Source organism: Streptomyces sp. NPDC000075 (assembly GCF_040301925.1).
In the GTDB taxonomy this organism is placed as follows: domain Bacteria; phylum Actinomycetota; class Actinomycetes; order Streptomycetales; family Streptomycetaceae; genus Streptomyces; species Streptomyces polychromogenes.
In genome coordinates this window covers 1-21,707 of sequence record NZ_JBEPFL010000045.1, presented here as the reverse complement: position 1 = coordinate 21,707, position 21,707 = coordinate 1, and the positions used below count along the sequence as shown (strand labels likewise).

Sequence of the window (21,707 nt, the reverse complement as noted above, 5' to 3'; positions counted from 1 at the left end):
TCTCTAGTCGTGCGCAGTAAGAGGTCCGGTCCTGATGTGAGCATTCAGTGTCTACCGCAGTAAATACCAGATTTACTGCGGTAGTGCCGCTAACCTCCTTCCGGCGCCGTGCCGGTGGACTCGGATGTTCGACCGGGCGCGCTCGCCGCCACGCGGGGCGAGGTGTACTCATTTACCGCGGCAGAGTTGAGAGGGGCGCACGAATGGGAATCGAACAGGCGGTGGCGCCAGAGGCCGGGGGCGCGTTACGGGTGCCGCGCGCCCGGGTCGTGCCGCTGTCCGCCCCGCCACCGTCATACGAAGCGGCGATCGAGCGATACCTCACCAGCGCAGGAATCGCGAAGTCCTCCGCGCGCATCTACCGGATCTCGCTCATCACATGGGGGTGGATGCTGTGCGGTGAGCCGGCGCCGACCGGCCCGGCCCGCCGCAACGCGAAGCCCGCGTCCTTCGATCTGACCACCGTCGACGACCCGGCGCTTCCGCTGGTGCTCGCCGAGCTCGCGGCAGCGCGAGCAGACGAGATGGACGCCGACACCGTCAACCGGGAGCTGACCATCGCGCGTAAGGCCATCAGCTGGTGGCAGGCACAAGGATGGATCGAGGCCGATCCCACAATCGGGATCGAGCGCCGACCGGCGCCCCCGGACCGTACGAAGGCACTCTCCAAGCCGCAGATTACCGCCCTATGGCAACTCGACGCGTCCGTCCGGGAGAAGACGTTCTGGAAGCTCCTCTACGAGAGCGCGGCCAGAGCCGACGAGATCCTGTGCCTGAATGTCGAGGAGCTGTTCCCCGCCGACAAGCGCGGCCGAGTCGTCTCCAAGGGTGGCGCGGTCGAGTGGATCCACTGGCAGTCCGGCACCGCCCAGCTCCTGCCCCGCCACATTGCCGGCCGCACCCGCGGCCCGCTCTTCCTCACTGACCGCAAAGCCCCCGCCCGCACCCCGACCCTGGACATCTGCCCGACAACCGGGCGGGCGAGGCTGTCCTACCGCCGGGCAGAGGAGATCTTCGAGGAGAGCACCCGACTGCTGGCCAACCCCCTCGCCCGGCCCGAGGACTGCGGCGACAAGCTGGAAGGCTGGACGCTCCACAGACTCCGCCACAGCGCGCTCACACACGACGCGGAAGACGGCACCTCAACTCCGCTGCTGTTGGCCCGCTCCCGCCATGCCTCCGTACGGTCCCTGGAACGGTACGCCCGACCCGGTGTCGACGCGGTCGCTCAGCACGTTGCTGAACGCGACCCCGCCGCCCGGCGGAAGCGCTGACGCCTCCGAGATCATCTCATTGCCCCTTTGACGCGTATCTGGGTCACACCCCATCAGCGGGCGACGACGACTGACTGTCTTCAAGGTCATGTTGAGTAAGGCGTCGGGCTCCTCGATCTCCGAACTCATCCCGGCCCCCTGACCCACGGTGGCCCGTGCCGGACGACGTCCACACCTCCTGGCCCTCGGCTACGGCCCGTGCCGACGCCACACTCCCCGGCCTGCCGCTGGGCAAGGTGAACTACCTCGCACGCGCCGCGTGCCCCAGCGGTTGCCGCATCCACCACGCCCGACAGCCTTACCCCCAGTTGCGCAGATCCCGCTCCAGCTCCCTGAACCGGGCAGTCCGGCGCGGCGCGATGGTCCCATTGGGTGTGCTGCCGAGGACGAGGACAGGATCGGTGACCTGGTAGGTCACCCGGTAGACCAGCACATCCAGAGCGGTCTCCAGCCACTTCTCCGCCCTGCGGGAGGGTGCGATCGGCCCAAGCGCCGTGGCGAACCACACGGGCAGCAGATCGCCCCCGCTCAGGGCGTCAGAGAGCCGGCTGCGCAGCCGGACTCGCAGCTGGGTGTGCGCCCGCTGTCCCTCCTCGATGACTCCTGCCGCCCTCGCGCGCCGGGCATCGTCCGCCGCCAGCTGAGCCCGGCCACTCTGAGCAGCCAGGACGAGGTTGCCGACCCGCCGCTGAGTCTCCTGTGCCGCCGTGGCGGCAGAGGTGAACTCCTTCTCGGCCTGCGCGCGGCGAGGGTCGCCGGCCGCGGTGGAAGCCAGCACCGCAGCTGCCTGCCGAACCGTGGCCCGATGCCCGGTTAGTGCCTCACGGGCTTGCTTGAGGTGAGAGATCCTTGACTCGATGCCAGCACGCTGGTGCGGGGAGAGTAGTTCCTCCTCGGCGGCCAGGCCCTCCTCAACGGCGAGACCGAGGCCGCGGAGCTTGCCGCCGCGATCGGAGTCCAGGTCGGTGACGACGGCACCCTCGGCCTGCCTCAGGTGCCGCTCCAAGGCGGTCACCCGCCTGCCCAACCGCTCCATGCCCGCGTCGGTCGCGGAGACGGACTCCTCCAGTTCCTCGGAGCGGGCTTCGGCGGTTTCCCTGGCCTCCCGGATGTCGGCCTCGAGGGATTCGAAGTGCCGCCGCTCGCGCTCATCGAGCCCGTCGACCGAGCCTTCGAGGTCCTGCAGTTTCGACTGGACGTTGGACAGGGTGTAGTCGGTGTTCCGCTCGTACGCGGCGTGGCTGCGCTTGAGCGCCTCGATGCGGGGCCCGTAGTCCTCGGTGGAGTAGTCGTTCATCGCGCCGCCTTCTTCGCGGCCTCGCTCAGTTCGAGGGTGAACCCGAACATCGCCATCCACGCGAATGCGGGGAGAAGCCACAACCAGCCGGGCAGGACGTCGAACACGAGGAGCGGGACGAGCACGGTCACCGCAGCCAGGATGCCGGCGGCCGACCGCAGGTCTCCGTGCTTACCCGTCTGCCTCTTCTTCCCTGAGACAGCGAGCGCGCTGACCGCAACGAACTGGAAGACGGCCAGAACAGCCCAGCCCCCGCCGATCCACCCCAACAACGCCGCCAGCCCGAGCAGCACGGCCTCCGCCGCATGCGCGCCCACAGACCAGAAGAACACGGCGGCGCTCACCTTGCGCCGCGGCTCCTCCAGCCTGGCCGGCACCTCGGCCTCGTACTTGAGCAGATCCGTACCCGCCTTCACCTGCCGCGCGAAGGCGGCCTCGTAGCCGGGGTCGTCCTCCTCCAAGCCGTCCAGGCCGCAGCGCCGAGGTGATCTCAGCCTGCCTGACCGTGACCTCCTGGGTTATCTCCTCGTGAAGCTCGGCTACCCATCCCCCATCCTCAGCGACGGCCAGATCTTTCCCGCCCGTCATGCCTGCCAGCCGCAGAACCGGTTGACGGTACCGGCCACGTACCGCCCCGCGTCCGGACTTCGCCAGGAGTGGCCGGATCAAGATCCTCGACGGCCAACCATCGCCCTCACCACGCAGACCGATCCGGCAGCATCCGAGCAGTCTTGACCAGCTCCGAGACGGACGGCTCTCCGGCACGGAGAACTCCGGCGTGCTCAGGATCACCGCGGGGTGCAAGGCGCGGGGTGGACGTAACCGTCGCTGGTGGTGATCCACAGGAGGTGGCAGAGCACTACCGAGGTGAGTTCTGCGCCGCCGGCCGGGAGGGACAGCGGGGCGTAGAACCGCCAGGCCGCGGGTTTGCCGCCCATGCCCGGGGTCCGTAGCACGGGCATGTCGGTGAGCGGGTCGATGAAGAAGGCGTCGCGGCTGCATCTGATGGCCGGACTTCTCTGCATGGACCCGGCGCCAGGCCGCAGCCTCGGTCACCGCAGCCTGGCGGCGGCGCTGCGCGCGGGCCTGCTCGTCGGGGCTGGCGCGTCGTCCGCAGTGACGTCGGTCTCGGGGAACGCGCGACGGGACAGCTCCCGCAGCGTGGCGCTCTGCCGCTCCACCTGAGTGGTGACCCAGTGGCGGCGTTGCCGTAGCGGACTTGCTGTTTCGGCCCGAGGCGTGCGGCCCGGTGGGCAGGATGGCGTGATGAGCGAACTCACGCACGCGCCCGTCATGGAACTCCTTCGCGCCTCGCTCGATCCAGCGAGCCACCGCGAAGACGTCGTCTCGAAACTGGATCTTCCAACCGGGCGCCTGATCGCGGCCGCGGCCCACGCGGACGCCGACGACAACGGAGCCGACCGCCTGACCAACCTCGCCGCAGGTCTCGCCCTCGCAGCGCTCGGCCTCAGCGCGGAGGTCGCCTCACGGGGAGAGAAGACACTTGAGGAGTTCCTCGACGGCCTGGAGCAGGCCGGCGACGACGAGGTACACAAGCTCATGGCCGAGACGATCCGGGGCATGCTCCACGACCAGGGCGTGGAGGTGATGGGTCGCACCCTCGCCCAGGACCAGGCCCGCTTCCTCGACCTCCTGCTTGCCCTGACCTCCTACTGCGGAACCAGCATCCTCGCCCTACAGGCCATCGGCACCCCCGCCGAGACCACCCTGGACGACCTGGAAGGCGCCCTGCGGGACGCAGGCGACGAAGCGGAGCCCGCCGCCACGTCTTAACCGCCGACTTCGACGCGGGCCGACCCGGGCGCGGGGCACGAGGGCGACTTCGCGGATCGTGCCCGCGCGCCGGCTAGGCCGTACGGTCGATCCGCAGTCGTCGCCTACACGCTCGGGCTGCGCTTCGGGAGGCCCCTGTGCTTGAGGCCCCCGAGGCCGAGGAGGCGCGCCGCCGTGCCGAGGCCGACGAACAGCGGCGCCTGGCCGCGCTGTCCGCCGCCTGCGACCGCACACCGGGCGGCGGGCGATCCGGACCGGCCCGGATCTGGCCCGCCGGCGCGTGGATGCCCCGGGAGTGACCCCGACCCTCTTCATCAGAGCGTGGTGCGTTCTTCTACGAACCAGGCCCGGCTTTCCTGCTCGTTCGGCCAGATAAGGGCCACGATGGCCGCCACCAGTAGCACAAGCCCGAAGAATCGAAGCAGCAGCAGGAGCGGCAGGGCGAGGCCGAGTGCTGTCCAGCCGTAGGCGCGAGCGGAGGTCCTCAGACCGGGCTTCCGGGTCGGAAACTGCAGAGCAGTGAAGATCCCCCACGCGGCCACCGCCAGCAGAAGGACACCAGCAAAGGTGACGAGGCCCGCGTGCGCCTCACCCTGCGTCCGGCAGCACCGCTGCGAGACACCGGCATCGCCCCAGACCGATATCGCCACCGAAAGACTGTTGGTGACCAGGAAGAGCCCCGAGACCGCCTGAGCGGCACCGAGGACCGTCATCAGCACACGCAGCCTCCGCACCAGCGGGGGCATTCCCTCCCCCGAAGGCGGGCCCGGACGGGGCTCCAAAGGCTGGCCCGGACCGCCGGCGGGGTCATCCGCCGGGAACCCCCCGTCCTCGGAACGCTCCCAAGGCCGCCTGTGCTCCGCACTCATCGCATCCCCCGATCCCCTGCTGTGCCCGTCGCGCAAGCGTCCAACGCCCCGCAACGACTGTCCAGACCGTCTGGGTCGCCCGGCCCTCCTCCGCGGTCTCGCACCTCATGCCCGGCAGCCCTCCGGCCTGCGGGATAGAGCTCAGCAGGCTGGATTCGCCGATAGTTCCGGCGGGGAAGCGGTGGTTGGAGGTGGGTCAGTTGATCCGGGCGGTGGGCTTCTTCCCATCCAGCACAGCCCGCACCCGCTCCGCCATGACGCGGGCCCACTCCTCGGCCGTCGGCCGACCGTCAAGGACACCATTGATGGCCACTTCCACCGGCCCCACGCGCATGATGATGTGCGTGAAGCGCTCGGTGGTGAACACGATGGAGGAGTCTCCGATGCTCGCGTTCTTGAGATTGTAGCAGTCGTACACCCTCCGGTGCACCGTCAGGTTCTCCTCGACCAGGTTGACGGCCTCGGCTTTGGGCGCGGGCCCATCGCGGGTGTCCGGTGACTCCGGCACGGACAGGCGCAAGTCGATCCCGTCGGCCCCGTTGCCGGGGGAATCGTGCACGAGGCTCCCGAAGCCGTGCCGCCCGGCCAACTCCTGAGCCGACTTGGAGCACGGCGTGAATGCCCCGGACGCACCGGCGTCACGCCAGCCGACCGAATTCGAGCCGGAGGCCTGCCACCCCACGGGCAGCTCTGCGGTGGTGGGCAACATGCGGCGAAGGTCGTCGTTGCTGAGCGCGTCGCTTGCGGCCGGGGCGGACTGCTCCGGCGCCTGCTGCTTGTGTGAAGCCTGCCGGGACGGCCCAGGCGATGCGCTGTCGTCGCCTGAACAGGAGGTGATGGCCATCGTGAGAAGGACAGACAGAACTAACCCAGAAACTCCGCGAGTACTGGCCCGCTTACACAACACCATGCCCCCAACTCCCCCGCAAACTGGCGGTGATGACTGCCTGCGATCGCTGCTGGACGGCAACCGTATCCACCCCCGTGCCGCGAGGGAAGGACAAGACGGGTCACCGAACGCCGATCGATGAACCAGCGAGTATGCGAAGGCTCCCACCGACGTGACGCTCGTCGCCCGGATTCGCAACAATGTCGCTGCAATGCCGGGGCTGGGCCGTTGTCACAGGTGGCTACTCGACCTCCCGCGCCGAAGTCGCCCTCCAACTCGTCGACGGCGAAACCGGCCTGTCCACCGTGGACCTCCTCGAGCCGCCTCGCTGAGCACAGCCGGGGTGGCCGCCTCACCCATTGGGGTTACGGCTGCCGTGGCGCCTTGCACCGCCGCCTCTCCGCGGGCGCTGCGGCCCTGGACAATCCGCTCGACCGCCGGGGTGGACAGGCCCCGGTCGGTGATCTCGCAATCGTCCAGAGCGAACCACTCGACGGGCCGTGCGAACGCCTCGGCGGTGACCGCCCGGCTGGTGAGGGCGGCCGCGCCGTCACGCGCCACGACGCGTTCGGCGGCCGCGGTGCACGTACCAACGGCGGATCAAGGTATCCGAGTCCACCGGGACCGACACCCCGAGTACCGGCTCGTGCTCCGCGTCCCAGTCCGGTTCCGCCTCCCGGTCCAGGTGCACGCGGAGCTTCTTGTGCGGCAGCTGGATATCGACGACCGACCCGATCGGCACCCCGTCCGGCTGGACGAAGTCGAAGCCGGCCTGCGTACCGCGACCGCGCAGCCAGGCATCGGCCGCCGCTTTCACGTACAGATGGTCAGTGCTCGCCATGCCGCGGGCCCGGCGTCCGCACAAGTGCGGGTGCCCGTCCGGGCCGGGGTGGTGCGCGAAGTGGCAGACCCGGTCCGTATACAGCTTGGTGGTCAACCAGGCGCTGCTTGGGACCGGCGCCGGCCGCCCGCCGCCGGTCTCCGCCGCGCCGTTCGCGCAGTGCCGACTCCCGGGATGCTTCCCATTTCGGGGCGAGTTCTTCGAGCAACTCGCCGAAGTGTGCGCGAGAGACCCCGGACAGGCAGGATGGGAGCAGGCCGCACGGGCCCAGGTAGGCGTCACAACTCACCCAACCCGTACGACCGTTCCCACGTCACGGCCAGAGGCGAGGCGCGATACTCGACCGGTGGACTCGATCTACCGCAGCACGACGGGCAGGGAACTCATCCGGCGCTGGTGCTTCGACCAGCTCGACGCATGGTCGGTACCGCACGAACGGACGACGGTGACCGCCAATGGCGCACGGACCCACGTGGTCCTCGCCGGAGACGGCGCTACGACAGTCGTGTTCGTCCCGGGCACCAACTTCAACGCCGCCGCATCCCTACCGCTGGCCACGGCCCTGGTCGCCGACGGCTACCGGGTCCTGCTGGTGGATGTCCCGGGCCAGCCCGGTCTCAGCACAGGCGAACGCAGACTCTCCGGCGGTCGGTTGTCCTGGTACGGGGCATGGCTGAGCAAGGTGATCGAGAAGATCTCGTCCGAGCCAGTAGCGGTGATGGGCCACTCCTTCGGTGCCGCCATAGCCCTGTCCACCGACTCACCCAGGATCAGCCGGCTTGTCCTGGTCTCACCTGGCGGACTGACCGGGCTCAGGTTGACCCCTGCGGTGCTGGCCGCCTCGGCAGCCTGGTTCCTACGGCCCGCACCGACGCACAGTGCCCGGCTCTTGCGCACCATGCTCGCCCCCAGCCACCAACCCCGCGAGGACCTGGTGACCTGGATGACGTTGGTCGCCCGGCACTCGCGCTCCAGCGGGGCGCCCGGCGCCGCCGTCCTGCCCGCGCGGTTGGTCCCCCGCCTGGTCGTCACCGGCGAGCACGACGTCTTCCTACCGCCCAAGCGGCTCGTCACGGCAGTGCACAGCACACTCGGCGCCGAGTTGGGTGTGGTCACCGAGGCCGGACACCTCGTGGTCGAAGAACGCCCCGAATACCTGTCCACCTTGCTGGAGAACCCGGGCCAGCCCGCCTCCGACACACCCGTGAGGTAGCCGACCCAATACCGCAGCTGGCGAGGCCCCGGCCGCCGCGACGATCGCCCAGGACCTGCCCCACTCAGAAGCAGGCCTCCTATCGCTCCCAGGTTGTGATTCCCCGAGGTGCTCGTGGTGGGGACGCCGGGTGGGTTGAAGGTCAGTCCCACCAGAGCACGACGAGTAGGTGGCGCTCGGCTGCGTCGAGGTAGAGGTTGCGCAGGGCGTTGAAGTGCTCCAGCAGGTACGGCCTCAGCCCTCCGGTGATGGGGCTGCCCACATGGCCGATCAGGGATGCTGCGTCACGCTCGTCGGCCGGCATGGCTTTGTTCATGAGAACCGGCGGCAGATGTTCACCACTTCGGGAGGCGCCTGAGTGCCATGGTGGCTCGAACAGCAGGGCCTCCTCCGCTGATCCGGCGGAGGAGGCCCCGGCACCGACGACTCAGGAGGGCGGTTACGCTCCCGCTGCTGTACGGCCAGCTACTCGCTCAGGCGGAACCTTGCACGGAGGGGGAGGACGAGAACGGGACTGGGACCATCAGGTGCCCTTCGTGCACAACGCCGGCGTGCTCGTAGGTCGCCACGATGAGGACGAAGGAATACCCTCTGGCCAGGTCGGCGTGGTAGACGCCTTGCTCATCAATCGAGCCCGCGCCCAGCACGCTCCACACGACCCCCTTAAGCGGTTCCCCGCCCTCACCGTGGAAGGCGCTGAGCGTGACCTCACTCTCGCTCGCCCATGCGGCGGGCACGATCGTGAGATCCGGTACGGAGCTCTCGCCTAGGTCGATGCTCCACTCGATGTCGTCAGTCATCGGTTCGCTGCCCTTCCCCCTGATCGGGCGCAGCCCGCGCCGAGCCCACTAACGATCATCGTAGTGAACCACGGCACGCCGTTGCCGCAGCACGGCTGAATCCGGAACTCGAATACTCGAAGACAGCAACGCCTCCCGAAGTGGTGAACATCTGCCGCCGGTTCTCATGAACAAAGCTACCGGGACCGTCCCGAACGGATCGGGCGGCGCATCACCTGGTCGAGCATCTCCTGCTGGATGTCGAGCACATCGAGCCGTCCCGCCGGCCCGAGCTGCGGCGCGACGTGCAGCGACTGCAAGCCCGTCCCCGGGCCGACCTCCAGGATCCGCTCCCCCGGTCGCGGTTGCAGTACGGCGTCCATCGGGTCGGCTGTCAGGAACGGCAGCGGCACGTCGAGGAGGCCGCACTGGCGTACGGATAGGGCGCCGTGTCGCCCAGCCGCCAGGGGGCGGCCAACGCGGCGCCGACGCCGGCGGCGACCGCCCAGCGGGTCCGGGCCGGGATGGGGGCGAGGGTGCGGTGGTGATGCGGTGCATGGTGTTCTCCGGTGGATTGATGTGGTCCGTGGCATGTGGCTGGGCGGTCGGCCTCACGCGTGCCGGCTCAGCGCCCGCAGCGCCAGCCGGCCGCACAGCGCGGCGAGCGGCAGTTCGGCGCCGAGCGCCATGGCGACCGCGGTGGCGAAGTCGCCGCCCGGGGCCGCGGTCGTGGTGTCGAACCAGGCGTCCACCACAAGCAGCGTCGCGGTCGCGGCGGCCGCCAGGGCGTGCCGTCGGTCGCCGCGGGCGGCGAGGAGGCCGGTGGCGATCAGGCCGAGTGCCTCAAGCGCGTCGAGCCCGACCCAGGCGACCGGCCAGTGCGCCGCGGTCGCGGTGGCCGGCAGGCCGGTGGCCAGCACGTACAGCCACGGCAACAGGGCCAGCCCGCAGGCGGCCAGCAGCCACCCGGCCCACCGCATGCCCCGCGCCGGGCGCGGCTCCCGCGCCTCTTCGTGGAGCGGGATGACCTCGGCCCGGTCGACGTCCTCGGCACCGGCCAATTCGTCCTTGCATAACGTCAGGTGTCGCATCGTCCCTTTTCGCTCCCCGTCAGCTCTGCCTTTCATGTGCTCCACACTGGGCCGCACACCCGGGCGCCGTCAGTCACGCAGGGTTCCGACCCGGGGTGGAGACAGGTGCACCCCCGAACCGGGTGGGAGCGTCATGGCACGGCGATGGCCTGCGGCTTTACCGTAGGGCGCATGCAACTCACCACGTGGCTACGGCTGGTGCTCGGCCGGACGTTCCGCAGGGCGGGACAACGGACCGCGCTCGTCGCCGCCGGCCTGCCGCTCCACCTCGCCGTGGTGCCACTGTGGCTCTGGCTGCTCGGCACGCTGGCGGCGTTGGTGCCGGTCCTGACTCCGCTACCCGTGCTGCTCACGCTCGTGGTGACACCCCTGCTGACCGCCGGGCAGCGGCGGCGCTACCGGGCGCTCGTCGGCAAGGACCTCCCGCGCCCCGCCGTACCCGGGCCGGGACGCGGCTGGAAGTCGGCGGTGCGCCGGCTGACCACGCGGACCTTGTGGCGGCAGGCCTGCTACCACGCCGTGGCGGGTCCGCTGTTCGCCGTCCTGGACCTCGCCGCCCTCGCCGTCTGGGCCACCGCCGTCGTGGCCGCCTCCCTCTACGTGTGGATCTGGGCTCTGCCCCCGCAGTGGCGGGTCACCGACCTCGGACACACCGCGCAGGCCGCGTACCTCACCGCCGGTGGCCTCGCCCTGCTGTTCCTGTCGCCCCGCCTGACCGGCGCTCTGGTGCGGCTGGAGACCCGGGCGGCCGAGGTCCTGCTCGGCCCCAGTCGCGCGGAGAAGCTGGCCCGCCGGGTCTCTGACCTCGCCGAGAGCCGGGCCGGCGTGCTCGACGCCGCCGACGCCGAGCGGCGGCGGATCGAGCGCGACCTGCACGACGGCGCACAGCAGCGCCTCGTCTCACTCGCCGTCAACCTGGGCCTGGCCAGGTCCACCCTCGGCGACCTGCCGGAGGACGCCCGCAAGGTGATCGACGAGGCGCACCGCGAGGCGAAGGAGGCGATCGCCGAACTGAGCAACCTGGTGCGCGGCCTACACCCGGCCGTCCTTGAGGACCGCGGCCTCGACGCCGCGCTGTCCGGGGTCGCCGCCCGCCTCCCGATCCCGGTGCGCCTGGCGGTGGACCTGCCGCAGCGCCCTTCACCCACGGTCGAGGCCGTCGCGTACTTCGTGGTCTCCGAAGCCCTGACGAACGTGGTCAAACACGCCCAGGCGACCCGGGCGGACGTGACCGTGGAGCGGATCGGGGAGAGACTCCTCGTGGTCGTCGCGGACGATGGGGTGGGCGGCGCGGATCTCGCGCCGGCAGGCGGCACCGGGCTCGCCGGGCTCGCCAAGCGCGTCGCGTCCGTCGACGGCACGTTCTCCTGCCGCAGCCCCGCCGGGGGCCCGACCGTCATCACCGCGGAGCTGCCCTGCTCGCCCTGATCGCCTTCTGCCCTGTCCGCGATTTCGGCGTCTGAGCGGCGGGGGTCCGCAGCTCGCGCTGCGGGGCGCACCCGTCTCCAGGAGCGGGCCCTGAGGGCGAAGGTTCGGCGGTCTCGAGGGTGATCGTTGCGCGGAATCAGGCGGGGTACAGGGCCGCTATACGGGGCAGGTGGCGGGCGATGCGTTTGCGGTCGCCGAAGCCGAAAGCCCACTCCGGGTCGAGCTCGGGATAGCGGATGGTGAAGCCATGGGCCGGTGGCTCGCTTGCCGTGGCGGCCCGGTAGGCGTGCCAGACGATGGGGAGAACTGCTTCTCCGTCGAGGTCCCAGCCCTCTGCGGCAGCCAGTTGGACGACAGGAAGGTCGGCCAGGCTGTTCGGATCGTTGATGACCTGCTCGAAGGTGGCGCGGCCCTGTGCAATGAGCCAGCCTCGGAAGTAGTCGAAGCCGTCGTCGGAGCAGCCACCGTTGATCTGGTACGCGGCGGCCCACAGCGGGGCGAGGTACGAGGCGGCCATCAAGTCCCACAGGACCTGCTCCGCTTGGATGATCTCTGCTGGTGGATGGTCAGCGAGCAGTGTGGTGGCGTGGCCGGCGACCTCCTCGGCATCGGTCGGGTCGGCGGCGAGGCGGCGGGCTTGTTCGATCAGGTGCCAGAAGCGGTCGTTGTCCATGGTCAGTCCCACCAGAACTCCCAGCAGTTCAGATCGATGAGGTGCTCGGCATACGCGACCAGGTCGCGGTGCGCGCCTTGCCAGATGTTGTCGGGGCAGAAGGCGAAGTGCTCAGCGGCGATGGCCAGGGCATCCTCAAGTCCGCTGGGCGGTGCGGCAACGCTGAGGTGGAGGGTGCTGAATCCGACGCCGACCACGCGCGCACCGAAGCGATCCTCCCAGCCGCGGACGACGGCCGAGAAGGTGGCTGTGTCGTTGTCGTAGTTGGCAGGTCCGTCCCACCCGACTGCGGTGAGGGCATCAGCTCCGCGGGGTGCCGAGACGAGGCCGAGACGTGCTTGCGGGTTCCGGGCCAGGAAGGCTCGCGCGTACTGTTCGGCCATTCCATCGGGGTCCACGGAGCTCTCGCGGGTGGCTGCGGTACCGGGCCAGGTCTGGCCGAAGGGAGCGGTGACCGCCAGGCGTTCCCCGGCGGTGAGCTGGTCGTAGTCTTCGTCCGTGGCTGTGTACTCCTGCCACCAGCGGGCGAGAAGTACCTCGGCGTCGTGTTCGTCGGGGGAAGACATGCGCTCGGGGGACAGTTCGCCGCAGCCCCAGGGCCGGAAGTCTGCGTCGTACGGGTCCAGGGAGTCGAGCAGCAGCGGCCACAGGCCGGAGGCGGCATGTTCGCCACGCAGCCGTGCCCACAGGTCGGCAGAGGCGGGGCTGTCGCTCAGCCACAGAGGTTGCAGGTCGCCGCCACCTTCATCCGAGGTGATCAGGCGTCCAGGCGGCAGGGATCTTCGGCAGGACAGAAGGAGGTCGAGGTTCACGAGCGGATGCTATGAGGTGGGTCTGACATCCGGTCCTTTCAGCGGGAGTGGTCACCACAAGCCGATGGACCGGACATCGCCCAGCTGATGCCCGTCCTCGCGCAGGTCCCGCGCCACTGCCAGCGCCGACAACCCGCGTCTCCTCTCCTTCGACGGATCGCAGATCGGTCGCACGAGCTGCGAACTCTTCAGGAATCACGGAGTTGCGTCACAGTCCGACGGAGCGCTCGAAGCGGGAAGGAGCCCCTGGCCACGGCCTCGGTCACTCGGCGGGGCTCAGGAGACCTCGCGGGATGTCGCACCAGAAACTAGTGGGGCCCCGTTGGGAGCAGTTGGTGTGCCCAGGGTGGGTTCGCGCCGGGGACCGCGCAGGTTCTGGCGGCGACTTCGGCTGCGTAGGCGCATGCGTCGATGGTCTCGTCGATGGTCAGTTCATCCAGGCGTCCGCCAAGTCGTCCGAGGGTGTTGAGGTGGTGGAGGAGTCCTGCGGTGAAGGAGTCCCCCGCGCCGACGGTGTCGACGACGTGGGTGGGTCTGGCGGGTATGTAGGCGCGGATGCCACCCAGGGAGGCGAGGGCGCCGCGGCTTCCGAGGGTGATGACGACGAGGGGTGCGCCGGCGATGTGCAGGGTGTCGCAGGCCTCTTCCGGGGTGGTGCTGGGGAGCAGGTGGGTGAGGTCGTCCTCGCTGAGGCGGAGGATGTCGGCGAGTTCACACCAACGGTTGAGGCGTTTTCGGTAGGCGGCGGGTTCGACCAACAGCGGCCGGACGTTGGGGTCGAGGGAGATGGTCATGTGCGGGCGAGCCCTGGCGAGGTGTTCTTCGAGGCGCGGGCCGCCTGGTTCCCGCGCGAGGGCGAGTGAGCCGGTGTGCAGGCAGGAGATGCCGTCCAGGGGCGCGGCGGACAGTTCGGCCTCGGTCCACTGCCAGTCGGCGGCGCCGTCGGCGAAGAAGGAGTAGGTGGCCTGGCCCATGTCGTCGATGGCCGCGACGGCGAGGGTGCTGGGCTCGCGAGCGGGCATACAGGCGGACAGGTCTACGCCCGAGTGGGTGAGCCGTGCGCGGAAGAGGTCGCCGAACAGGTCGTGGGACAGCCGGGCGAAGAAGCGGGTGGGGGTGCCGAGCCGGGCGAGGGAGACGGCGGTGTTGGCGGGGCCGCCGCCGGGCAGTACCCGCAAGTCGAGGCCGGTGGGCGGGGTATCCGTACGAGGGCGGGGGGATGTGAGGGTGAAGGCATCGGCAACGCACTCGCCCAGGACGGCAACAGTCGGGCGGGAGAGGGATCGGGGCATGGGGTGCCGGCTCTCTTTCTGCGGTGTGGGCACGCTCAGCCCTTGACGGCGGAGCTGGCGACGCCCTGGACGAACCAGCGCTGGAAGAAGGCGAAGACGATCAGTACGGGCAGGACCAGAAGGACGCCGAAGGCGAGGACCTGGCCCCAGTCGACGGGCATCTGGCCCTGGAAGACGCTCATCGCCAGCGGCAGGGGGCGTACGGCGGGGTCGGAGACCATCAGGACGGGCCAGAGGAATGAGCCCCACTGGGTGAGGAAGGTCAGGATCGCCACGGACGCGAAGACCGGCTTCGACATCGGGACGATGATCGCGAAGAAGGTGCGCCAGGGGCCGGCGCCGTCGATGCGGACGGCTTCTTCGATGCTGGGCGGGATGGCGCGGAAGAACGTGGCGAACTGGTAGACGGAGAAGGCGTTGGCGATGAAGGGGACGGCCTGGACGTAGATGGTGTTGCGCTGGTCGTTGAACATGTAGAACAGCGGGACGGCGACGGCTTCGAACGGCACCAGCATCAGCAGCAGGACGACAGCGAAGACCGCGCCTTGCCCACGCCACTTCAGCCGGGTCAGACCATAGGCGGCCATGGAGTTGACGATCAGACCGCCCAGGACCACGACCGTGGACAGCAGCAGTGAGATGCCCATGAAGCGCCAGAAGTAGCCGGTGGCGTCGGAGTCGAAGCTGCTGAGGACGGCGCGATAGTTGTCGAAGGACAGGTGGGTGGGCAGGAAGCCGGTCAGACCGCTCAGGACCTGGTCGGAGGGCTTGAAGCTGCCGAGGATCAGGTAGAGGACCGGCAGGACGAAGATGATCGCCGACATGCTGAGGACGGCGTAGTCCAGGAAGCGGCGCAGGGGTGTGCGGGTCATGGTCAGTCCTCGTTGCCGGTGCGGACGACGCGGCGCTGGATGAGGGTCAGGACGACGACGATCAGGAAGAAGACGACGGTGATCGCGGATGCCTGGCCGATGTTGTGCTGGTCGAAGGCGGTGGTGACGGCTTGGTACATCACCGTCCGGGTGGCGTCCTCGTCGAGTCCGCCGCCCTTGACGAGGACGTAGACCTGGTCGAAGACGCGGAAGGACAGCACCGAGGTGAGCATGGCGACGAAGACGAGGGTTCCGCGGATGCCGGGGAGGGTGACGTGCCGGAACTTCTGCCAGGGGGAGGCACGGTCGAGTTCGGCGGCCTCGTAGAGCTCGCCGGGGATCTGCTGGAGGCCGGCGAGCAGGATGACCATCTGGAAGCCGACGCCCTGCCACACGGACAGCACGATGATCGAGGCCATCGCGGTGAGTCCGTTGCCGAGCCAGTCGAAGGCGCCCCAGTTGCCGAAACTCACCGTGTGGAGGGCGGAGTTCAGCAGTCCGTCACCGCTGCGGGCGAGGATGAGCCGCCAGATGACGGCGACCAGGGCCATGGGGAAGACGACGGGCAGGAAGAACAGGGACCGGAAGACGCCGATTGCCTTGAGCTTGCGGTTGAGCAGGATCGCCAGGCCCAGGGCGAGGGCGGTCTGCAGGGGTACGACGACCACGGCGAAGGTCAGGTTGTTCACCAGGGCCCGCAGGAAGGGGCCGGACATGTCGGGGTCGGTGAAGATCCGCCGGTACTGCTCGATGCCGAAGAAGCGGGGCGGGAGCGGGGAGCCGAGCCGCACGTTGTAGAAGGACAGTACGACGGCGTAGACGAACGGCACTCCGACGAAGGCGATCAGTCCGCCGAGGGCGGGTGCGGACATGAGCAGTCCGTGCACCCGTTCGCGGTTGGGGCGCCGGGGCCGTAGGGGTGTGCCGGAGGGCGCCGGCGGGCTGGGCTTGCGCCCGTCCGGTGTGGCCGGGGCGGGGGCGGGGGCGGGGTTCACGGTGGTCACGGTGGAGGTCCTCTTCCGGGCCGGGAGGGACGGGCGCTGTCAGAATGGGTCCGTCCCTCCCGGCCGCTGGATGCTGGCTACGGCAGCTTGTAGCCGTCGTTGTCCGAGAAGTCCTGGTCGATGGCGCGGGCGGCTTTGGCCAGGGCGGAATTCGGGTCGGTGCCGCCGTAGATGTCGCTCAGCGCCTGGCTGAAGTTGGCGGTGAGCGTGGGGTATCCGGCCGTGATCCGCCGGGTCACGGCGACGCAGGACTTGTCGATCCGGCTGTCACCGCAGGGCTTGGCGAGCTGGTCGGCGAAGAGCTGGAGCGGGCCGCCCTGCTTGTACAGGCTGCTCTGGGCGAGCGCGGACCTGGTGCCGGGAGGGGCACCGTTGGCCGTGGTCATCGCGGTGACGTTGGTGTCGTTGAGGAGGGAGTCGAGGAAGGCGCCGGCGGCCTTGCCGTTCTTGGTGTGGGCGCCGATACCCCATTCCCATGAGCCCTGGCCGGTCTTGGGGCCGTTGCCGAAGTCCGGCAGGGGCAGGACGACGAGGTCCTTGTCGAGGGCCTTGCTGTAGGCGGGGTACATCCAGTGGCCTACCCAGCTCAGGGCGACGCGGCCGTTGGCGAAGGCGTTGCCGTCGGTGTTGGGGTCGGTGTACGTCTTCCAGGACTGGAACGTCTTCAGCGCCGATGCGACGGATGGGGTGTCCAGGGCGCCTTGGGCCTTGTCGTTCTTCAGCAGAGAGCCGCCGGCCGACCAGGCGATGGGAGCGAAGCCGTAGGTGCCCCACTCGTTGGCGTATCCGCCGCTCTCCTGAAGGTCCAGGCTCTTGCCGTCGGAGTCCTGGGCGGCCAGCTTCTTCACGGCGTCGGTGAACTCCGCCGCGGTCCAGGCGTCGGCCAGTCCGGTGGGGTACTTGACGCCGGCCGCGTCCAGCAGCTTCTTGTTGCCGTAAATGCCCAGCCCCGAGTCGTACATGCCCAGGCCGTACTGCTTGCCGTTGATCTCGCCCTCGGCCTTGATGGCGTCGGTGGCGTTCGCCAGAGTCTTGACGGAGACATAGTTGTCGATCGCGGCGAGCTTCTTGTTGTAGACGAAGTTCGCCATGGTGGGGCCGTCGAACTCCATCACGTCCGGGAGCTTGGAGGCGTCGGTGGCGGTGATGGTCTTGGTGTAGTCGGTGTCGGGGATCAGGGTCAGCTGGGCCTTGACCTTCTGCTGTGAGGAGTTGAAGGTTTTCACCGCGGTCTGCAGGGCGGCGGCCTCGTTGGCCTGGCCCTGGTGGGCCCAGACGGTGATGGTGCCCGTACCGCTGCCCTGCTCGGCGGAGGTTTCGGTGCCGCCGCCGGCGCCGCAGGCGGCCAGCGCGGCCAGGGGCAGGGCCAGGGCCAGGGCCGTGGCCGCCGTGCGGCGGGATCTCGTGGTGCCGGGGTCCATGCTGGGTGCCTCCGATGTGTGGTGCGGGTGGGAGTGGGTGGTGCGGAGGTGGGGGGATCCGGGATCGGCACGCGCCTTACGGCGCGGGCGATGACTCCGTCAGGGGGACCTGGCCGTGCGGCAGGTCGGTGTCGGCGCTCGGCTCCTTGACCGTGAGGGGCAGCAGTTGCCAGGCCTCGACGGTGTAGCCGAGGTGCGTGTCCGGCGCGGTACGGGCCTCAAGGCGCCAGGGCCCTTCGCCTGTCGGGTAGAAGCGCAGGGTGAGCACCTGGCCGGTGGTGGTCAGGAAGACTTCGGCGATCGAATGGTCGACGACGAGCCGCAGCTCGACCGACTGCCCCGTGGGGCAGGGCATGCGGTAGGAACCGCCGCGTGCGCGGCCGCCCAGCGAGGCGTGGTCGCGGTCGACGACGAGTTCGCCGGCGGTGGCGTCGAGGCGGATCTCGAGGTACTCGGAGGCGTCCGGGTTGGTGAGCAGCCGCAGGCTCGCCGCCCCGGTCGTCTCCAGCTGGGCCGTCAGGTCGAAGGCGTGGCCCACACTGCCCAGTTCCACGGGCTGCGGGCCATGACTGACGCCTTGCGCGTGGAGTGCCTGCTCGCCGCGCAGGGAGTGGAGTTCGGCGGCGGGCCGCTGGCTCAGTGTGCCCTCAGCGCCGATGGAGATCTCGCGCGGCAGGGTCAGTGCGCCGGCCCATCCGCCGGCGACCGCCCAGCTTTCTTCGCGGGCCTCTGCGGACCAGCCCCACAGCAGCCATCGGCCGTCCGGTGCGCGCAGGAGGGCGGGCGCGTAGCAGTCCGGGCCGTGGTCGACGAGCACCGGCGTGCCGGCCTCGAAGACGTTGCCGTGTTCCTCGCCGATCAGGGCTGTGACGCAGCGGTCGCCGTCGTGGCTGTTCCAGGCGCTGAAGATCAGGACCCCGGGTTGCCCGGGCTGCGGCGGCAGGTACTGGGGGCACTCCCAGCCCTCGCCGGTGTGCAGGCCGGTAATGCCGACCGGCTCCTGCGGGCGGGCCTCGAAGGGGCCCAGGTAGGTCCAGGTCTCCAGGTCCGCCGACTCGTACAGCAGGGCCGCGCCCCGGCCGTCCGCGAGGGCGGCGCCGACCAGCATCCGCCACCGCTCTCCGTCCAGCCACACGTACGGGTCGCGGTACATCGTGCAGTCCTCGGGCCATCCGGGGATGACCAGGTCGCCCCGCGGGGCGAAGGTCCGGCCGCCGTCGCGGGAGATGGCTGCGGTGACCGGCTGGTGCTGGGGTGAACGGTCCCAGCGGTTCGCGGAGTAGAAGGCGACCAGCCGGTCCCTGTCGGATACGGCGTTGCCCGAGAAGCAGCCGTCGGCGTCCACACCACCCGGAGCCGGGGACAGGGCGATCGGCAGCGGCTCCCAGGTCAGCAGGTCGGGGCTGCGAAAGTGGCCCCAGTGCATGTTCGCGTGCGTCGCACCGGAGGGGTTGTACTGGTAGAAGACGTGGTAGTGGCCGTCATGGAAGACGAGGCCGTTGGGGTCGTTGATCCAGTTCCGGGGCGGGCGCAGATGCGCGACGGGCCGGTACGGATCGCAGGGCGCGGTGGGCACACGCGGGCCTTTCGGTATGTGCGGCAGGCAGAGCATGCGAGGACGGTCGTCAACGGAACCGGCCAGCCGGCCGGCCAAGCCGGTCACGATCTCCTCGTGGAACTCGGTGAAGACGCCTTCCCTCAGCGCCCGCTGCCGGCCCTCCTGACATGGCGAGGGAAGCCGGGGCGACGTGCTTTCGGCGGCGAGGCGTGGGAAGGCTGTCTGAGGCGCCGGCGCAGGGGCGGCGGGAAGGACGCGGCTCAGTACTCCGAGACGCTGTCGGATGTCAGGCGGGAATGCCGCGTCGACCGCTCATTGAAAATCTCAGGGGACATCTGTGTACCCTCACTGTGTTCCATGTAACTGACAGGACCGACGACCGGTTGCGACGGTCGCCTGTCACGGTGTTGCTTCGCCGTCCCGGGGTCAGAGTCGGGACGGCGAAGCGACCGATGCCCGCGCCACCAGCGGACAAGGCAGCAATTCCTTCATGCCCGGGCCCGGTGGCCGGCCCGGAGACTTGGTGAGTGCGAGCAGCTGGGCCACGGCCCGTGCCCCCATCTCGTAGTGCGGGAGCTGAACCGTGCTCAGCTGCGGGTGGACCGACTCGCAGACCAGCTCTTGGTTGTCGAACCCGATGACCGACAGGTCACCGGGGATGGTCAGCCCCGATTCGGCGGCGGCCCGGTAAGCACCGGCGGCCATCCGGTCGTTGAAGCAGAACAACGCCGTGGGGCGCCGCTCCGCCGTCAACAGGCGCCGCGCAGCCCGGTAGCCCGCCTCCACATCACCGCCGACCGTGTTGAACGGAACGGCCGTCTCCGCAGCGACGAGCGACGGGTCGTAGGCGACCCCGACCTCGGCCAGCGCCCTGCGGTAGCCCTCCAAGCGGCCCTGACGGGCGGGAAGGTCGACGGTCTGCACGATCATGCCGATCCGGCGGTGGCCGTGATCGGTCAGCTCGCGTACCGCCGCATAGCCGCCCTGGACCTCATCGGGCACCACGGAGGGGACGGAGGGATCGGCCGAACCCGCGTCGAGCAGCACGGTCGGCGTCGCGCGCAGGGCCTCCGGCAGTTCCACGGGGCGGTGATACATCGCCGCGTACAGCACACCGTCCACCCGGCGCTGAAGCAGCATGTCGATGCTCGCGCGCTCCAGTTCGGTATCGCCGCTGGTGTTGACCAGCAGCAGCACCAGGCCCTCGGCTGCGGCCGCCTCCTGGGCACCCAGGATCATCCTGCCCGCGTGGGGGGTGGTGGCGATCTCGTCGCTGACGAATCCGATGGTCTGCGACCGCTGCATCCTCAGCCCGCGGGCCAGCCCGTTCGGCGCGTACCCGAGCTCGCCGGCGGCCTTCCAGACGCGCTGACGTGTCTCTTCGCTGATTCGCTTGCCCTCGACCCGGTTCAGGACGTGCGACACGGTCGCGGTCGACACACCTGCCGCCGCAGCTACGTCCTTGATCCCGATCCGGCGCGCCATTGCCCCTGCCCAAAGTGGTCGATTCCGGTTTGCCTAATCGTTTAGGCACCCGTGTGGAGATGAGGTTGCCCTCTCGCCGAAGCCAATGTCAATGGCTCGTTACGAACTCGTGGCCGCGCCATGTCGGGCGACAGCGCGGGTGCCGATCGCGTGAAATGACCCAAAGGATGGCAAAGCTCCGGCGGGGGGAGCAGATGTGCCGTCACACGCGATCGGGAACGCCTCCGGCAGGACCCGCTCCTGCGGCGTGCCGGGGGGCCAGGCGAGCCATCAGCTGCCGGACACCTTCCCGGCCGATGGCCTCCAGCAGCCGGCAGACCTGAGGTCAGGCCGCGTGAAAGCCATCGTCGCCTCCCTCCCCCTCCGTCCGGCCCGCTGAACGGACACCGCAGGTGCGGCCCTGCCAGGACGCAAAGCCGCGTCGGCTGCGGTGGGAGGGTAACGCCGGTCTGCCGTCCGGGGCGTCGGCGTGCGACGTGGGCACCTGCGGCCCACGATGGCTCGGTACCCGCTCGGCCGATCTGGAGCACCCCCATGCTGGAACGCACCCTGCGCAGAACCCACACCGAGGTCACCTTAATCCTGCCCGCCGACACTCCCCCGGCCCGGTCAGCGTCGTGGGCGACTTCAACGACTGGCAGCCCGGCACCCACACCCTCACACCCCGCAAAGACGGCAAACGCGCCGTAACAGTGAAGCTGCCCGACGAGAACACTTACGCCTTCCGCTACCTGGCCGCCGGCGACCACTGGTTCAACGACGAGAGCGCCGACGACCACGACGGCCCTAACAGCCGCCTCCACACCTGACCTGCCCCCTGGCCGGCACGTACGGCCGGAGCCGGCCCCCGGCCGCCCAACGGTTCCGGCGTAGCTGGTCAAGGACAGCACTCCCAGGGGCGGCACGCTTCAGGAAACCGGGCCTTGCCCGTCCCGCAGCCGCGCGGCGAACGCCCGCGCGGCAGCCAGGTCCCGGTCGTCAGGCCGCTGCTTCCGGATACCGCCGACCAGCTTGAACGGCGCCATGGTGTCCAACGCCCGGCACGAGAAGTTCCCGTCCACCTCAAAGCCCCTGCTTTCCAGCAGCTTGACCAGGGGGCGGGAGAAAGGCGCCAG

The 21,707-nt window shown here is 69.7% G+C and carries 24 protein-coding genes and 1 pseudogene; 6 read left to right on the top strand and 19 right to left on the bottom strand.

Features of this window, described 5'->3' with window-relative positions:
- Nucleotides 1-203: 203 nt before the first annotated feature.
- Nucleotides 204-1,274, top strand: a complete 1,071-nt coding sequence (locus tag ABT403_RS34740) for a tyrosine-type recombinase/integrase (RefSeq protein ID WP_344170205.1) — start codon at nt 204-206, stop codon at nt 1,272-1,274.
- Between the two features lie 298 nt (nt 1,275-1,572).
- Here the strand turns inward: ABT403_RS34740 and ABT403_RS34735 are convergent, their stop codons facing one another.
- The 3 genes from ABT403_RS34735 to ABT403_RS34725 all read right to left on the bottom strand — a co-directional run bounded on the left by ABT403_RS34735 (nt 1,573) and on the right by ABT403_RS34725 (nt 3,596).
- Complete coding sequence (locus ABT403_RS34735; RefSeq protein ID WP_344170207.1) at nt 1,573-2,571, bottom strand: CopG family transcriptional regulator; 999 nt, start codon at nt 2,569-2,571, stop codon at nt 1,573-1,575.
- The gene (locus tag ABT403_RS34730) at nt 2,568-3,032 is read right to left on the bottom strand and encodes a hypothetical protein (RefSeq protein WP_344170209.1); all 465 of its coding nucleotides are present in this window, start codon (nt 3,030-3,032) and stop codon (nt 2,568-2,570) included. Before ABT403_RS34730 ends, ABT403_RS34735 begins: the two co-directional genes overlap by 4 nt.
- Nucleotides 3,033-3,359: 327 nt before the next feature.
- Entirely contained in the window at nt 3,360-3,596 is a 237-nt protein-coding gene (locus tag ABT403_RS34725; RefSeq protein WP_344170211.1) for a hypothetical protein, read from the bottom strand.
- A 241-nt stretch (nt 3,597-3,837) separates the two neighbouring features.
- Here ABT403_RS34725 and ABT403_RS34720 point away from each other — a divergent pair, with 241 nt between their 5' ends.
- Complete coding sequence (locus tag ABT403_RS34720; RefSeq protein ID WP_344170213.1) at nt 3,838-4,365, top strand: hypothetical protein; 528 nt, start codon at nt 3,838-3,840, stop codon at nt 4,363-4,365.
- Between the two features lie 137 nt (nt 4,366-4,502).
- On the top strand, nt 4,503-4,664 hold the full coding sequence (locus ABT403_RS34715) for a hypothetical protein (protein ID WP_344170215.1): 162 nt from the start codon (nt 4,503-4,505) through the stop codon (nt 4,662-4,664).
- 15 nt (nt 4,665-4,679) lie between these two features.
- Here the strand turns inward: ABT403_RS34715 and ABT403_RS34710 are convergent, their stop codons facing one another.
- From ABT403_RS34710 to ABT403_RS34700, 3 genes are all read right to left on the bottom strand, one after another.
- Nucleotides 4,680-5,084, bottom strand: a complete 405-nt coding sequence (locus tag ABT403_RS34710; RefSeq protein ID WP_344170218.1) for a hypothetical protein — start codon at nt 5,082-5,084, stop codon at nt 4,680-4,682.
- A gap of 346 nt (nt 5,085-5,430) precedes the next feature.
- Nucleotides 5,431-6,078: a hypothetical protein gene (locus ABT403_RS34705; protein ID WP_344170221.1), complete on the bottom strand. Its 648-nt coding sequence runs from the start codon at nt 6,076-6,078 to the stop codon at nt 5,431-5,433.
- Nucleotides 6,079-6,673: 595 nt separating this feature from the next.
- Entirely contained in the window at nt 6,674-7,060 is a 387-nt protein-coding gene (locus ABT403_RS34700; RefSeq protein WP_344170224.1) for a hypothetical protein, read from the bottom strand.
- A 250-nt stretch (nt 7,061-7,310) separates the two neighbouring features.
- Between ABT403_RS34700 and ABT403_RS34695 the strand changes: the two genes are divergently transcribed.
- A complete protein-coding gene (locus tag ABT403_RS34695) occupies nt 7,311-8,177 on the top strand; it encodes an alpha/beta fold hydrolase (RefSeq protein ID WP_344170227.1) in 867 nt (288 codons plus the stop codon).
- A gap of 142 nt (nt 8,178-8,319) precedes the next feature.
- On the opposite strand, the gene ABT403_RS34690 is transcribed toward ABT403_RS34695, so the two are convergent.
- The 4 genes from ABT403_RS34690 to ABT403_RS34675 form a co-directional block, all read right to left on the bottom strand.
- Nucleotides 8,320-8,493: a hypothetical protein gene (locus ABT403_RS34690; RefSeq protein WP_344170230.1), complete on the bottom strand. Its 174-nt coding sequence runs from the start codon at nt 8,491-8,493 to the stop codon at nt 8,320-8,322.
- Nucleotides 8,494-8,650: 157 nt separating this feature from the next.
- Nucleotides 8,651-8,977 (bottom strand): hypothetical protein, encoded by a 327-nt coding sequence (locus tag ABT403_RS34685; RefSeq protein WP_344170233.1) that lies wholly within the window; start codon nt 8,975-8,977, stop codon nt 8,651-8,653.
- 176 nt (nt 8,978-9,153) lie between these two features.
- Complete coding sequence (locus ABT403_RS34680) at nt 9,154-9,369, bottom strand: class I SAM-dependent methyltransferase (RefSeq protein ID WP_344170236.1); 216 nt, start codon at nt 9,367-9,369, stop codon at nt 9,154-9,156.
- Nucleotides 9,370-9,567: 198 nt separating this feature from the next.
- On the bottom strand, nt 9,568-10,047 hold the full coding sequence (locus tag ABT403_RS34675; protein ID WP_344170239.1) for a hypothetical protein: 480 nt from the start codon (nt 10,045-10,047) through the stop codon (nt 9,568-9,570).
- A gap of 171 nt (nt 10,048-10,218) precedes the next feature.
- Between ABT403_RS34675 and ABT403_RS34670 the strand changes: the two genes are divergently transcribed.
- Nucleotides 10,219-11,475 carry a sensor histidine kinase gene (locus ABT403_RS34670; RefSeq protein WP_344170242.1) on the top strand — a complete coding sequence of 419 codons (1,257 nt, stop codon included), beginning with the start codon at nt 10,219-10,221 and terminating at the stop codon, nt 11,473-11,475.
- 136 nt (nt 11,476-11,611) lie between these two features.
- On the opposite strand, the gene ABT403_RS34665 is transcribed toward ABT403_RS34670, so the two are convergent.
- The 8 genes from ABT403_RS34665 to ABT403_RS34630 all read right to left on the bottom strand — a co-directional run bounded on the left by ABT403_RS34665 (nt 11,612) and on the right by ABT403_RS34630 (nt 20,592).
- The gene (locus ABT403_RS34665; protein ID WP_344170245.1) at nt 11,612-12,148 is read right to left on the bottom strand and encodes a DUF4240 domain-containing protein; all 537 of its coding nucleotides are present in this window, start codon (nt 12,146-12,148) and stop codon (nt 11,612-11,614) included.
- 2 nt (nt 12,149-12,150) lie between these two features.
- Nucleotides 12,151-12,960: a DUF4253 domain-containing protein gene (locus ABT403_RS34660; protein WP_344170248.1), complete on the bottom strand. Its 810-nt coding sequence runs from the start codon at nt 12,958-12,960 to the stop codon at nt 12,151-12,153.
- 308 nt (nt 12,961-13,268) lie between these two features.
- Nucleotides 13,269-14,252, bottom strand: coding sequence for a carbohydrate kinase family protein (locus ABT403_RS34655; RefSeq protein WP_344170251.1), 984 nt, complete (start codon nt 14,250-14,252; stop codon nt 13,269-13,271).
- Between the two features lie 35 nt (nt 14,253-14,287).
- Complete coding sequence (locus ABT403_RS34650) at nt 14,288-15,124, bottom strand: carbohydrate ABC transporter permease (protein WP_344170254.1); 837 nt, start codon at nt 15,122-15,124, stop codon at nt 14,288-14,290.
- A 2-nt stretch (nt 15,125-15,126) separates the two neighbouring features.
- Nucleotides 15,127-16,128, bottom strand: a complete 1,002-nt coding sequence (locus ABT403_RS34645) for a carbohydrate ABC transporter permease (RefSeq protein ID WP_425580355.1) — start codon at nt 16,126-16,128, stop codon at nt 15,127-15,129.
- A gap of 77 nt (nt 16,129-16,205) precedes the next feature.
- A complete protein-coding gene (locus ABT403_RS34640; protein WP_344170257.1) occupies nt 16,206-17,549 on the bottom strand; it encodes an ABC transporter substrate-binding protein in 1,344 nt (447 codons plus the stop codon).
- 76 nt (nt 17,550-17,625) lie between these two features.
- The gene (locus ABT403_RS34635; protein WP_344170260.1) at nt 17,626-19,125 is read right to left on the bottom strand and encodes a glycoside hydrolase family 32 protein; all 1,500 of its coding nucleotides are present in this window, start codon (nt 19,123-19,125) and stop codon (nt 17,626-17,628) included.
- Nucleotides 19,126-19,533: 408 nt separating this feature from the next.
- Nucleotides 19,534-20,592, bottom strand: coding sequence for a LacI family DNA-binding transcriptional regulator (locus ABT403_RS34630; protein ID WP_344170263.1), 1,059 nt, complete (start codon nt 20,590-20,592; stop codon nt 19,534-19,536).
- 617 nt (nt 20,593-21,209) lie between these two features.
- Between ABT403_RS34630 and ABT403_RS34625 the strand changes: the two genes are divergently transcribed.
- The gene (locus tag ABT403_RS34625) at nt 21,210-21,401 is read left to right on the top strand and encodes an early set domain-containing protein (RefSeq protein ID WP_344170266.1); all 192 of its coding nucleotides are present in this window, start codon (nt 21,210-21,212) and stop codon (nt 21,399-21,401) included.
- Nucleotides 21,402-21,500: 99 nt separating this feature from the next.
- Here ABT403_RS34625 and ABT403_RS34620 read toward each other — a convergent pair.
- A pseudogene (locus tag ABT403_RS34620) lies at nt 21,501-21,707 on the bottom strand (flavodoxin); the annotation flags it as partial.